10 protein-coding genes are annotated in these 13461 nt (G+C 68.7%); 4 read left to right on the top strand and 6 right to left on the bottom strand.

Annotated features, from left to right (window positions below):
- Nucleotides 1-48 precede the first annotated feature (48 nt).
- Nucleotides 49-1440 (top strand): M16 family metallopeptidase, encoded by a 1392-nt coding sequence (locus F0U60_RS06525; protein WP_395815500.1) that lies wholly within the window; start codon nt 49-51, stop codon nt 1438-1440.
- Nucleotides 1437-2912, top strand: coding sequence for a M16 family metallopeptidase (locus F0U60_RS06530; protein WP_395815502.1), 1476 nt, complete (start codon nt 1437-1439; stop codon nt 2910-2912). The genes F0U60_RS06525 and F0U60_RS06530 overlap by 4 nt, the downstream gene beginning before the upstream one ends.
- A gap of 229 nt (nt 2913-3141) precedes the next feature.
- On the opposite strand, the gene F0U60_RS06535 is transcribed toward F0U60_RS06530, so the two are convergent.
- The gene (locus tag F0U60_RS06535; RefSeq protein WP_395815504.1) at nt 3142-4329 is read right to left on the bottom strand and encodes a DUF1615 family protein; all 1188 of its coding nucleotides are present in this window, start codon (nt 4327-4329) and stop codon (nt 3142-3144) included.
- Nucleotides 4330-4512: 183 nt separating this feature from the next.
- On the opposite strand from F0U60_RS06535, the gene F0U60_RS06540 reads away from it, so the two are divergent.
- Complete coding sequence (locus F0U60_RS06540) at nt 4513-6705, top strand: M4 family metallopeptidase (protein WP_395815506.1); 2193 nt, start codon at nt 4513-4515, stop codon at nt 6703-6705.
- A 73-nt stretch (nt 6706-6778) separates the two neighbouring features.
- Here F0U60_RS06540 and F0U60_RS06545 read toward each other — a convergent pair whose 3' ends face one another.
- From F0U60_RS06545 to F0U60_RS06565, 5 genes are all read right to left on the bottom strand, one after another.
- Nucleotides 6779-7345: a hypothetical protein gene (locus F0U60_RS06545; RefSeq protein ID WP_395815508.1), complete on the bottom strand. Its 567-nt coding sequence runs from the start codon at nt 7343-7345 to the stop codon at nt 6779-6781.
- A gap of 172 nt (nt 7346-7517) precedes the next feature.
- The gene (locus F0U60_RS06550; RefSeq protein ID WP_395815510.1) at nt 7518-8357 is read right to left on the bottom strand and encodes a M48 family metallopeptidase; all 840 of its coding nucleotides are present in this window, start codon (nt 8355-8357) and stop codon (nt 7518-7520) included.
- 114 nt (nt 8358-8471) lie between these two features.
- Nucleotides 8472-9479, bottom strand: coding sequence for a metal-dependent hydrolase (locus F0U60_RS06555; protein WP_395815512.1), 1008 nt, complete (start codon nt 9477-9479; stop codon nt 8472-8474).
- A 4-nt stretch (nt 9480-9483) separates the two neighbouring features.
- Entirely contained in the window at nt 9484-10296 is an 813-nt protein-coding gene (locus tag F0U60_RS06560; protein ID WP_395815514.1) for a hypothetical protein, read from the bottom strand.
- Between the two features lies 1 nt (nt 10297).
- A complete protein-coding gene (locus F0U60_RS06565) occupies nt 10298-12103 on the bottom strand; it encodes an acyl-CoA dehydrogenase (RefSeq protein WP_395815516.1) in 1806 nt (601 codons plus the stop codon).
- A 150-nt stretch (nt 12104-12253) separates the two neighbouring features.
- On the opposite strand from F0U60_RS06565, the gene F0U60_RS06570 reads away from it, so the two are divergent.
- Nucleotides 12254-13447: a glycosyltransferase family 1 protein gene (locus F0U60_RS06570; RefSeq protein ID WP_395815518.1), complete on the top strand. Its 1194-nt coding sequence runs from the start codon at nt 12254-12256 to the stop codon at nt 13445-13447.
- Nucleotides 13448-13461 lie beyond the last annotated feature (14 nt).

Below are 13461 nucleotides of genomic sequence, written 5' to 3' on the forward strand. Positions count from 1 at the left end.
GGTTGGGTGGGGCTTTCGTACGAGATTTGAGCCACATAGGGAGAGCGGATGCTCAGACAGAAGTTGCTCGTCACGGGAATGCTTTTGCTGGCCGGAACGGCCGCGTGCGCCCAAGGCCGGTCCTCGAGGACCGAGACGTCGGCCACGGCCGCGTCGAAGCCTGGCGCCCAGGTGAAGACGAAGACGCTGAAGAACGGGTTGAAGGTCATCGTCTGGTCGGACCCGGACAACCCCAGCGTCTCCCTCTTCAACTTCTTCCGCGTGGGCAGTCGCAACGAGCGTCCCGGCATCACCGGCCTGTCCCACTTCTTCGAGCACATGATGTTCAACGGCGCGAAGAAGTACGGCCCCGGTGAGTTCGACCGCGTCATGGAGGCGCATGGCGGCCGTAACAACGCCTACACCTCCGAGGACGTCACCGTGTACCAGGACTGGTTCCCGCGCTCGGCGCTGGAGACCATCTTCGACCTGGAGGCGGATCGGCTGTCGAGCCTCGCCATCGACCCCAAGGTGGTGGAGAGCGAGCGCGGTGTCGTCTACTCGGAGCGGCGCTCCAGCGTGGACAACGACAACTCCGGCCTGCTCATGGAGCAGGTGCAGGCCACCGCCTTCGTGGCCCACCCCTACCAGATTCCCGTCATCGGCTGGCCCTCGGACATCGAGAGCTGGAAGCAAGAGGACCTGGAGCGCTACTTCCGCACCTACTACGCGCCCAACAACGCCACCCTCATCGTGGTGGGCGCGGTGACGCCCGAGGAGATCTTCTCGCTCGCGGAGAAGTACCTCGAGCCCATCCCCGCGCAGCCTGCCCCCGAGCCGGTTCGCACCGTGGAGCCGCCGCAGCAGGGCGAGCGTCGGGTGGTGGTGCGCAAGCTGGCGCAGGCGCCGCTGCTGCAGATGGCCTTCCATGGCGTGCGCGGCCGGGACGAGGACGCTCCCGCGCTTGATTTGCTGGTGCGCATCCTCACGGAGGGGGATTCCTCGCGGCTGCACCGGCGGCTGGTGGAGGAGGAGCAGGTGGCCATCGCCGTGGCCGGCTACCAGGGCGCGGGGTTCGACCCGTCGCTCACGTGGATGCTGGTGAACCTGCCGCCCGGAGGTGACCTGGGCAAGGCGGAGAAGCTGCTCGACGAGGAGCTGGCGAAGGTGGTGTCCGCGGGCGTCACCGACGCGGAGCTGCGCAAGGCGAAGAACATCGTCGTGTCGGACTTCTGGCGCAGCCTGGAGACGAACAGTGGCCGGGCGCAGGCGCTCGGCACCTACGAGGTGTTCCACGGGGACTGGCAGAAGCTCTTCGGTGCGCCGGACCGCTATGAGGCGGTGACGCGCGAGCAGGTGCGGAAGGTGGCCGCGAAGGTATTCGCGAAGAACAACCGCACGGTGGGGGTGCTGGTGCCCGAGGCGGGCTCGGACGAGGCGAAGAAGGAGGCGGCGCGATGAAGGTGCTCAACGGGAAGGTGGCGCTCGCGGCGCTGCTGGTGGCCTCCACGGCGGGGGCTCAGGAGTCGAAGGCGGGGCAGCCCCCCACGGCGCAGCAGGCGCGCAAGGCCGCCGTGCAGGACGCGGTGACGCTGCCCAAAGCGACCGTGCTGGAGCTGAAGAACGGCGCGAAGCTGCTCCTGGTGGAGAAGCACGAGGTGCCGCTGGTGGCCTTCAGCGCGAAGGTGCGCGGCGGGGCCCTGGGCGATCCCGAGGGCAAGGAGGGCCTGTCCGCGCTCACCGCCGAGCTTCTCCAAAAGGGCGCCGGCAAGCGGGATGCCCAGCAGTTCGCCGAGGCGGTGGACAGCGTGGGCGGCTCGCTCGCGGTGAGCCCCGGCCGCGAGGCGCTCGACGTCTATGGGCAGTTCATGGCGCGTGATACCGCGCTCATGGTGGAGCTGCTCTCAGACATGCTGATGCGGCCCCGCTTCGACGCGGCCGAGCTGGACAAGATGCGCGAGCGGATGGTGTCGGAGCTCGCCGCGCAGAAGGACGGTGACCTGCGCGGCCTCATCGGCACCTACTTCCAGGCCTTCCACTTCGGCGCGCACCCCTACGGTCGGCCCATGAGTGGCAGCGAGTCGTCCCTGGCCACGCTCAAGCGCGAGGATGTGCTGGCGTATGCCAAGGCGCAGATGGGGGGAGATCGGCTCATCCTCTCGGTGGTGGGTGACTTCGACGCGAAGAAGCTCGCGAAGCAGCTCGAGGCGGCGCTCGGGGGTTGGGCGCGCGCATCCACTCCGGCCCCGGTGGCTTCGCCCACCCAGCCGACGAAGGGCCGGCGCGTGCTGCTGGTGGACAAGCCGGATGCCACGCAGACGTACTTCTGGGCTGGCAACACCGGTATCTCGCGCACGGACCCCACGCGCGTGGACGTGAACCTGGCCAACACGGTGCTCGGCGGCCGCTTCACCTCGCTGCTCAATACGGCGCTGCGCGTGAAGTCTGGCCTTACCTATGGTGCTGCCTCGGCGGTGATGGCCAACACCCAGCCCGGGCCGTTCGCCATCTCCTCGTACACGAAGACGGAGTCCACCGGCCAGGCGCTGGACATGGCGCTGGGGGTGCTTTCGAGCTACCGCAAGCAAGGCATGGACGAGGCCACGCTCGCCTCCGCCAAGGCATACGTGCTGGGCCAGTTCCCTCCTACCCTGGAGACGGGCCTGCAGATCGCGTCCAAGTTGTCTGAGCTCGCCTTCTACGGGCTGGACGCGAGTGATGTGGACGAGTTCGCCGCGAAGGTGGGGAGCGCGGACAAGGCGCGCATCCAGGCCGCCATCCAGCGCGTGGTGCCCGCCCAGGACGACCTCACCCTGGTGCTTATTGGCAAGGCCTCGGACATCCGCGAGGTGGCGCGCAAGTACGGCACCGTCACCGAGATGAGCATCACGGATCCGCACTTCGCGCCCCAGGCTCCCTCGGCGAAGAAGTAGCGCCGCGGTTGCGCCGGACGTTCGCCTCCGCCCTCCTCTTTGGTGAGGGCGGAGGAACCCGTAGCAGGCCGCCTCAGCCCTGATAGAGCTGGATGTGATTGCCGCACGTATCGTCAAGGACGACAACGGTTGTCGGCCCCATCTGCGTGGGCTCTGAACGAAACACCACGCCCAGCTTCTTCATCCGCTCGTACTCCTTCGTTTTGTTGTCTGCCTTGAGTCTTGGCTGCTACTTGGGCAGCGCCGCGTAGCGGCCCATGCACCGCTGAAAGCGCTTGTTCACCGATTGGGCGAACCAGGCCGTGGAGCGGTCCCCGCTGAGCTTCGGGCTCCGGATGGTCACCGTGGGGAGCTGGGCGTACTCCGGGGTCTCGCCCGTCACCTTCTGGTACGTGTCCTTGATGGCGCTCCACGTATCCGTCTCCTCGAAGTCGAGCTCCTTCTCCTTCCGCACGTCCTTGCGCACCCGCCGCTCGCTCAGGTCCGGCGCGTACCGCTGCCGGAAGGAGAGAATCGCCTTGAGGGAGTTGCTGTCCTCGTCCAGCGGCTCGCCCTGCTTGTCGTAGGCGAGCAGGTCCCCGTCCGGTACCAGCTCGATTCCCGTGAGGCGGCTGACCTGCCGTTGGATTGCCGAGTTGCGCGAGGCGTAGAATCCTGCGTTGTAGTCCGCGAAGCGGTGGATGGGGTCGCTGTAGTGCGCCTCGTAGCCGAGCAGCCGCGCCGTGCCGTAGTACACCCCGCCGCCCCGCGTGTAGAGCTCCTCACGCACTCGCTGCAGCGCGCGATCGTCCCCACCCGCCAGCTCCTCAGAGAAGCGCACGCTCACCTGCATGGAACCCGCGGTGGTGATGGGGTTGAGGTCCTCCAGCCGCGTGGACTTGAAGAGGCGGCTCGCGAGCTCCGCCGCGGTGTACGTCGTCGGGTACTCCGTCTCGTAGTACTCCAGCAGCTCGCGGAAGATGCGGTCCAGGTCCCTCTCCGTCTTCACCTGCGCCAGCCGCTGCTCGAAGGTCAGCGTCTGCCCCGGCGCTTTGCCATCGAGCAGGGCCTTCATCGCCGGAGGCCCCAAGGGGCCTAGCTTGTCCGCGTAGGCCTCCATCCGCTGCTGGACGATGCGCGCCAGTCCTTTCACCGCGGGGTTGGCCTGGAAGCCTGACTCCTGCTCGATGACGGCGAACACCGAGCACACCGCCTCCGCCGAGGGATGCAGCCGATGCGCGTCCAGCGCGGCCAGCACGTCCTCCGCCCAGCCCTCCCGGTCCTTCACATCCGGGGGCACCAGCTGCGTCGCCTGCTCCGCGGTGACGCGCGGGGGGAGGGGCGCCGTGGGGCGCACGTTGCGGCTACAAGCCGTCATCACCAGGAGCACGCACACGGGCAGCCATCCGAGGCCTCGCCTTACAATCCGCAATCGCATTCCGTTCCCTGTCCCCAGGAGTGAGACGAGTGGGGAGGAATTGACGTTCAAAAACTTTGAATCAGATACAGAACTGAAATCCATGACGACCCCTTGGGAGTGGCCTTCTTCGTATGTCAAGGAATGCGTGCCTTCTTTCAGAGAGGTAGTGCATTGGCTAATCGGGTTCTGAGGACGTTCTGTGTGGCGTGGCTGGGTGCAAGTCTCGCAGCCTGTGGTTCGACGGCGGAAGTGAATGAGGAGGCGGTGCGGGCGGGGGACAAGGATGTGGACATTCAGGCCGCGCTGGCGCGCTTCAAGGACGTGCGCGTCGTGGGCAGCGAGGCCGGTGTTCCGTACGCCGTGACGGGCAAGCTGGGCCGGCTGTCGGCGGCGGGAGAGGTGAGTGAGCTGCGCGCCAGGGACGAGCTGCGCCAGGTGGTGACGGACATCGCCCCGGCGTTCCGCGTGAGCGGCGAGGACCTGGTGTTCAAGCGGGCCTCGGTGGATGCGCAAGGGCACCGGCACCTGCGCTTCCAGCAGACCCTCAATGGGCTGCGCGTGGTGGGCGGCGAGCTCGTCCTGCACGCGGATGGCGAAGGGCTCATCTACGCCGCCAACGGCTCGGCTCGGACGGGTGAGCCGGTATCCGCCGAGGCGAAGGTGGCCCCCGAGGCCGCCTTGAAGGTGGCTGTGGAGGGGTCCTCCGCGCGTGGCGCCGCTTCCGAGGGGGATGCGCAGCTCGTCTATCTGCGCGCCGAGCACAGCTCGGAGCCGCGGCTGGCCTACGAGGTGCGCGTGAAGGGCGAGCGCGACGGCATGCCCGCCGATGATCTCGTCTACGTGGATGCGCAGCGCGGCGGCATCCTGCTGGTGAATCCACTCATCCACTCGGCCCTCAACCGCAAGGTGTACTCGGCCAACAACGGCTCGAGCACGCCGGGTACCCTCAAGCGCAGCGAGGGCCAGGCCCCCATTGGCGACGCGCACGTCGACACCAACTACGACAAGCTCGGCGACACCTACAACTGCTACAAGACGCTGTTCGGCCGCGACTCCATCGACAACGCGGGCGGCACGCTCATCAGCACCGTTCACTACGGCAGCGCCTACGTCAACGCCTACTGGGATGGCACCCAGATGGTGTACGGCGATGGTGACGGCGTGAACTCCATTGAGCTGGGCAAGGACCTGGACGTCACCGTGCACGAGCTCACCCACGCCGTGACGGACTCGGAGTCGGACCTCATCTACTCGGATGAGTCCGGGGGTCTCAACGAGTCCATGTCCGACATCTTCGCCGGCGTGTGCGAGAGCTACTTCACCGGCACCTGGGCCACGACTCCGGACATCTTCATGATTGGCGAGGACATCTGGACGCCAGGCACCGCGAACGATGCGCTGCGCTACATGGATGACCCGGCGAAGGACGGCGACTCGCTCGACTACTTCCCGGACTACTCCTCGGGCGTGGACGTGCACTACAGCTCCGGTATTCCCAACCTGGTGTTCTCGCTGCTGGCCAAGGGTGGCACACACCCGCGCGGCAAGACGAGCAACGTCGTGCCGGCCATTGGCCCGGAGAAGGCCGGCCGCGTCTTCTACAAGGCCAACACGGACCTCTTCACCGCCAGCACCACCTTCGAGCAGGCCAAGACGTACACGGTGCAGGCCGCTGAGGCGCTCTTCGGTGTGGGCTCGGCCGAGGCCGCGGCTGTGACAGAGGCCTGGAAGGCCGTGGGCGTGCCTGCTCCGCCGCCGGTGACCACGCCGCTGAGCAATGGCGTCGCGGTGAGCATCGCCGGCAGCTCCGGCAACAAGAAGTACTACACGCTGGAGGTCCCCGCGGGCCATACCAGCCTGGTGTTCAACACGAGCGGCGGCTCGGGTGACGCGGACCTGTACGTGAAGTTCGGCGCGGCGCCGTCCACCGGCACCTACGACTGCCGTTCGTACGCGAGCGGCAACGCGGAGAGCTGCACCTTCGCCAACCCGCAGGCTGGCACCTGGTACGTGTTGGTCCACGCGTACTCCGAGTACTCGGGCGCCTCCCTCAAGGGCACCTACAGCGGCGGCAGCGGCGGTGGTACGGGCACGCCGGTGTACACCACCGTCAGCGGCAGCGTGTCCAGGAGCCAGAACGTCAACTACGGCCCGTACAACGTGCTGGCTGGCACCACCTTCAAGGTGGTCATGACGGGCTCGGGTGACCCCGACCTGTACGTCCGCTTTGGCTCGGCGCCGACGACCACCAGCTACCACTGCCGTCCGTTCCTCTCGGGTGCCTCCGAGACGTGCAACCTGACGGTGCCGGCGGGACAGAGCAGCGCTTACATCATGGTGCGCGGCTACTCCTCGGGCACCTACAGCCTGGCCATCAACTACACGAGGCCGTAGGCCCGGCGGCTGGGCGCATCGAACGGCGGGCGGCTCTCCTCTTGGGGGCCGCCCGTCGTCTTTCGGGGAGGGCTCAGCGCCGCAGCACGATGTCGCGCGCGAGGCTCTCCCCACGGCCCACCAGATCGAACGAGGCGCGCACCGGGGTGCCCTCGGCAATGTCCCTCAGCGAGATGTGGCGGCCCCGACGCAGGCCTCGGCTGCGGCCGTCGATGCGCAGCTCGTAGACGTTGCCTTCGTCGTCGCTCACCTCGATGGTGCCAGGGCGCACGCGCTTCACCCGGCCATCCACGGTGCCGGTGGCGATGGTGATCTCCTCCACGGGCTCGCTCGCGGAGATGCGCGTGTTTCCCGCTCTCGCTGACTCCGCGGTCTCGCTCAGCCAGATGCGATCCTCATCCTCGAGGAGGGGACGGGTGGCTTGGCGTTCCTCCCGCTCCCAGGTTCCGGAGTCCGTCTCCAGGATCCGCGAGGGCTCCTCCTCCATGTGCGCGACGGTTCCGGCCTGCGTGGGCTCGGACTGCGGCGGTGGCTCGGGCTCGGGTGGTGGCTCCGGCAACTCGACGAAGGCGGTGGGCCGGGCGGGAGGTGATTCGTGGGAAGCCTCGGCGACGGCCGAGCGTGCGGAGGCGGCGGTCACCGCGACCTCCGGTTTCTGGCATCCCGTTGAACAGAGGACACACCACCCCACCAACCCCAACCCCGTCGCCCATCTCGCCATCCCACGCTCCCCTCGCTCGCCTGCTTGGGGAAGGTGGGGCTCCGGGGGCGGCGCGGCAAGCCATGCGCCCGGAGGTCTGTCCAGTGGTGGCTCAGCGCACAGCGCCGCCGACCCGGGCCTGGATATCCTGGAAGTCCTTGCTGACGATGGCCTGTTGGCCGCCGCCATAGCCGCGCGACTGGATGAGTGAGTTCACCTCTTTCGCGCGGGCTCCGGGGTCCGGGTGGGTGGCGAAGAAGGACGCCACGAAATTGGGGCGGGAGCCCTGCATCTTCGCGAGCTTGTCGAAGAAGCGCGCCATGGCGGCCGGGTCATAGCCCGCTCCGTCCAGATACTGCAGGCCGCGCTTATCTGCCTCGCTCTCCATGCCTCGGGTGTACGCGGCGAGGTATCCCTGGGCGACGATGGTGCTGCCGACCTGGGCGAGGAGGTTCGGATCACTGCCGAGCAGGAGCTGTTGCAGGGTACCCAGGCCCACCTGGCTGGCGAGCTGTTGCCGCGCATGACCCGAGGTGACGTGGGCTATCTCATGGCCGAGCACCGATGCGAGCTCCGCCTCGTCGCTCGCGGCGCGGATGAGGCCCGAGTAGACGAAGATGTGGCCACCGGGCAGCGCGAAGGCGTTGACGGTGTCGGGCGCGTCGATCACGGTGAACTGGAAGTTGAACGGTCGCTCTTCCTTGGGCGCCTGGGCGACGAGGCGCTGGCCGAGGGTGTTCACATAGCTCTGCACCTGTGCATCGCCGAGGACCTTCTCCTGCTGCTTCACCTCGGCGGCGAGCTGATCTCCGAGCTTCTTCTCATCTTCGGGGCCGAGGACGAATTCGCCGATGGCTCGGGTGGCGGGGCGGGTGGCCGAGGCCACGGTGCCGCAACCCGAGCCGAGTAGGAGCCCGAGCAACGCGGTGGCGGGAATCAGATACTGTCTCATAAGAGTCCAGATGCGCACCGGACACGGGCGGAACAACATGACGCCTGTCCGCAGGGGGAGGCCCAGGCATGCAACCGAGCGCCCGTGTAAGTCCCCTCTCCCTCTGGGAGAGGGCTAGGGTGAGGGTATTTCCTTCACCGTGCGCCAGCGCTCAATCAGCTCCCGCGCGCTGCCACCGCGCTCAAGCCGAGCCTCGCTCACTGAAAGGTCCGACTCCACTTCCAGGACGAACGTAAGCGTCGGCTCGCCGTGCAGGTGGTAGCGCAGATCTCCAATGCGCACGGATGTCCGTCCCCCCTCACCGGGAGCCGAGGAGACGACGGGGAACCGGGCCCAAGCCAGTGCCTCATGCACGGTGGGCACCGCGCGCATGGCGGCGGTGAGTACCTCGGGAGCAGGCCGTGCCAGGCGTCGCTCCTCGAGCGGAGGCTCACCAGGGGACACCGTGCCGGCCACGTACTCGGAAGGGAGGACGACCACGTAGCGCCAGGTGGTGAGCGAAAGCCACGCGGGGAAGACCTGCACGCGCTCGGCGGAGGGCCAGGCTTCACGCACCCGCGAGGTCAATGTGGCCTGGAGCACGCCGCGCAGGCCCACGTACGCGGCCGAGCACGCGAGCCCCACGAGAAGTGCACGCCGCCAGTGCGTCCGTCGCCGCCAGGCCACCCCGGCACCCACGAGCAGGGGGAGGGTGACGAGCGGATCCACCACCATTGTCCAGTCGAGCGTGAGGCGCTGGTCGGAGAAGGGGAGGAGGAGTCGGGTGCCCCAGCCGGTCCACAGGTCGGGCAGCAGGTGCGCGACGGCGAGCGCGAGCAGGCTGGAGACGTAGACGGGGAGGAAGCGGGCGCGGCGGAAGACGAGCAGGGCGAGCCCGGTGGCGGCGAGGGCCACGACGGGTGCGAAGGCGAGCGCGTGCGACAAGCCCCGGTGGGCGCGCAGGGCGTGGTCGACGGAGTTGGCGGCCGGCAGGAGGGTGTCGAGGTCGGGCAGCTCGGCGGCGAGGACGGAGCCGAGGAGCACGGCCTTGTCGGTGGGCGTGAGGGGCGAGCCTGCGGGGGCCTCGGGGCGGCGCAGCGCGCCGAGGGCCAGGCCCAGCAATCCATGAGTGAGGTTGTCCATCGCGTCACGAACCCAGGGCGAGCGCCACGGCTCGCACGTGCGCGCGGACGAGCTCCCGTGCCCGCGTGAGCTCCTCCAATTGGGTGGGGGCATACCCGAGGCACAGCACCACCTCGTCCTCGGGAGCGGCGCGCGCGCCCAGCGCGGCGTAGTCGAGCGTGCGCGAGACGGGCTCGCCCTCGGTGTCCGGGGTGAAGCGGCCGAACACGGCGGCGTGGGTGCCCCGGTTGGGTGCGGTCTCCTTCAACGCGAAGAGCTGGCGCACGGCCTCGAGTGCCTCGGGGCGGGCGAGCAGGGCCTCGGGATTCACGGGCCGCGCCAGCTCCCACTCGAGCAGGCGCAGGCAGCCGCGGACGAACTCCACGTCAGTGATGACGAGCCCGTACAGGTACCAGTCCGCGCACGCGGCCTGGATGAGCCGGGCCTGGGCGTCCGACAGCCAGGTGAAGGAGGGACAGGTGAAGGTCTCGCAGATGTCGGCGCGGTAGACGCCGCAGTCGCGCAGGTCCTCGCCACCTGTCACCTTCGGGTGGCCGAGGCAGCCCACCCGGGTGTGCTCCGCGTCGAGGAAGCCGAGCAGCGGGCAGACGCGCACCGCGGGGAAGAGGGGCGGCGTGGCCTGACGTGCTTCTCGCAACGCACGGGCCGCGGCCTGGTACGCCTCGGGCGCCTTGGGGAGCGGACGGAAGGTGGCCGTCTGCTCGGCGAGGCGCTCGGAGAGCGTGGCGCGCGAGTGGTCGCGGAAGTTGTACAGGCCGCAGCAGGCGCCGCACGAGGCACCCCGGCCGGGCTGGCACAGGTGGAGCGAGACGGTCATGTCAGAACCACTCGGGGCGCATCCGCGTGTACGAGTCCTCCCCCGTGCGGCACAGCGCCACCAGGGTCGACACGCGCGGCAGCTCCGTGTGAATCCAGTACTGCGCCGCCGACAGCTTGCCCTCGTAGAAGTCCCGGCCCTCGGAGCCCCGCGCGAGGCCCTCGCGCGCGGCCGCCGCCTGTGCCAGCCACCGCCACGACACCGCCAAAATCGAGAACAGCTCCATGTAGTGCGCGCTGTGGCGCAGCATCCGCTCCACCTCACCCGCCATGCCCGCGGCGCCCAGCTCCATCGTCAGCTCCATCACCTCCTGCATTGCCTTGCTCAGCGCCTCGCCCCACTCCGACGGCACGTCCGCCCGGCGCGCTCGCTCCACCGTGGCCGATACCTCCTCCGCGAAGGCCTGCAGCGCCGCGCCTCCCGCCGCCATCACCTTGCGCCCCAGCAGGTCCAACCCCTGGATGCCCGTGGTGCCCTCGTGGATGCTGTTGAGCTTCTGATCTCTCAGGTACGCCTCGGGCAGGTACTCGCTCGAGTAGCCGTAGCCGCCGTGCACCTGCACCGCCAGCGCGTTGGCCTCGAAGCCCTTCTCCGCGGGGAACGTCTTCGCCAGTGGAGTAAGCAGGTCCAACAGCAGGCCCGCGCGCTGGCGCTCCTCCTGCGTCTTGCCGTGGGCCGCGACATCCGCCTGGAACGAGGCCATCGCGAGCAGCGACAGCCCTCCCTCCACAATGGCCTTCTGCCGCAGCAGCATCCGCCGCACGTCCGCGTGCTCGATGATGGGTCGCTGGGGCCGCGCAGCGTCCTTCTCCCACGCCGGGCGCCCCTGGGGCCGGTTCTGCGCGTACGCCAGCGCCTCATGGTACGCCACCGAGGCCGTCGACACGCCGTTGAGGCCCACCATGATGCGCGCCTCGTTCATCATCTGGAACATGTGGCTCAGGCCCTTGCCCGCCTCGCCCACGAGCCACCCGCGGCAGTCACCGCCCTCGCCGTAGTTGAGCGCTATGCTGGGGATGCCCTTCCAGCCAATCTTGTGGATGACGCCCGCCACGCGCACGTCGTTGTCCACCAGCCGCCCGTTCTCGGGCCGGCGCGCGGGCACGGCGAAGAGCGACAGGCCCCGCGTTCCCGCCGGAGCGCCGTCGATGCGTGCCAGCGTGAGGTGCACCACGTTGTCCGTGAAGTCCTGGTCCCCGCCGCTGATGAAGATCTTCGAGCCGGTGATGCGGTACGTGCCGTCCTCCGCCGGCGTGGCGCGGGTCCGCACGTCCGCGAGGCTGCTGCCCGCCTGCGGCTCGGTGAGCGCCATGGTGCCCGTCCACTCGCCCCGGTGCATGCGGGACATGAACTCTTCCTTCAGCCAGGGGCTGCCGAAGGCCTCGATGAGGTGCGCCGCACCGCTGGTGAGTCCAACGAAGCCGTACGCGCTCAGGTTGGCCGCCATCAGGTACGCCGAGGCCAGCGAGTACACCGTGATGGGGAGCTGCTGGCCTCCCGCCTCCGCGGGCACGATGGCCGTCAGCAGGCCCAGCTCCACGAGCTGGGGGTACAGCTTGCGCATCAGCGGGTGCACGTGGACGCGGCCGTCGCGGAACACCGGCGGCTCGAGGTCCATCAGCCGATAGGTGGGGAAGAGCACGTCCCGCGCGAAGCGGCGCGTGCTGTCCAGGAAGAGGGTGAACGTCTCACGCGAGTGGTCCGCGAAGGCCGGGAGCTGGCAGAGCGATTCCGTGTCCAGCACCTCATAGAGCTGGAAGTCCACGTCGCGGTCGGAGAGCAGCGGGTTCGAGGCGGGAGCGGTCATAGGCCGGGGTTATGCCACACGCTTGCCGGTGGGCGGGGGAGGGTTCGAGCGCTGCCCCGGACGTAGTGTCTTCGAGGCCAATGGAACGAGCGGGGGCAACACCCACCCTCCCTGTAACGCCTTGAGTGCCACCCCGCTGGAGGACCCGACATGTCGTACCTCCCCGACCTCGTCTGCTTGTCGCACCTTCGCTGGAAGTTCGTCTTCCAGCGCCCGCAGCACCTGATGTCCCGCTTCGCGCGCGAGCGCCGCGTCTTCTTCGTGGAGGAGCCTGCCTGGGGTCCTGGCCCCACGCGCATGGAGGTCTCCCGCTCCCCGGAGGGTGTCTGGATCGCCGTTCCCCACATCGAGGTGGAGGGGGCCTCGCAGGTGACGCCAGCGCCGCCGCCGGGCATCCGGATGGACCCGGACCTCCTGGAGGCCATCCAGCGGGAGTTGCTCGAGGAACTGCTCGAGGACCAGGGCGTGAATAACTTCGTGCTCTGGTACTACACCCCTATGGCCCTGGCCTTCTCACGGCGGCTGCGGCCCAGGGCGGTGGTCTACGACTGCATGGACGAGCTGTCCGCCTTCACCGGCGCACCGCCCGTGTTGGTGCAACGTGAGGCGGAGCTGATGCGCCACGTGGACGTCATGTTCACGGGTGGCCACCACCTCTACGAGGCCAAGCGGGAGCGCCACTCCAACGTTCATCCCTTCCCGAGCAGCGTGGACGTGCCTCACTTCGCCCAGGCCCGCCGAGGACCGGACGCCCCGCACGACCAGGCGCACCTGCCCCGGCCGCGCATTGGCTTCTGCGGCGTCATCGACGAGCGGATGGACCTGGTGCTGGTGGAGGGGGTGGCCCGGGCGCGCCCGGACTGGCAGTTGGTGATGGTGGGGCCTGTGGTGAAGATCTCCCCCGACTCCCTGCCGCGCCTGCCCAACATCCACTACCTCGGCGGCAAGAGCTACCAGGAGCTGCCGGCCTACCTCGCGAGCTGGGACGTGGCCATGACGCCTTTCGCTCGCACGCCGGCCACTCGCTTCCTCAGCCCTACCAAGACGCCCGAGTACCTCGCCGCGGGCAGGCCCGTGGTGTCCACCTCCATCCGCGACGTGGTGCGCCCCTATGGCGAGCTGGGCCTGGTGCGCATCGCCGACACGCCCGAGGCGTTCGTCCGGGCGGTGGAGGAGAGCCTGTCCCAATCCCACGAGGAGTGGCTGCCCCGGGTAGACGCGTTCCTCTCGCGCCTGTCCTGGGAGCACACCTGGCGCGGGATGAAGGACCATGTCGACAGGGCGGTGGAGGCACGCTCCCGGCAGCATCCCGTCTCCACGCCAGAGCCGCAGATGGAGACCTGAGAAAGGCGTCTGGC

Source organism: Archangium minus (genome assembly GCF_044360475.1).
Lineage (GTDB): Bacteria > Myxococcota > Myxococcia > Myxococcales > Myxococcaceae > Archangium > Archangium minus.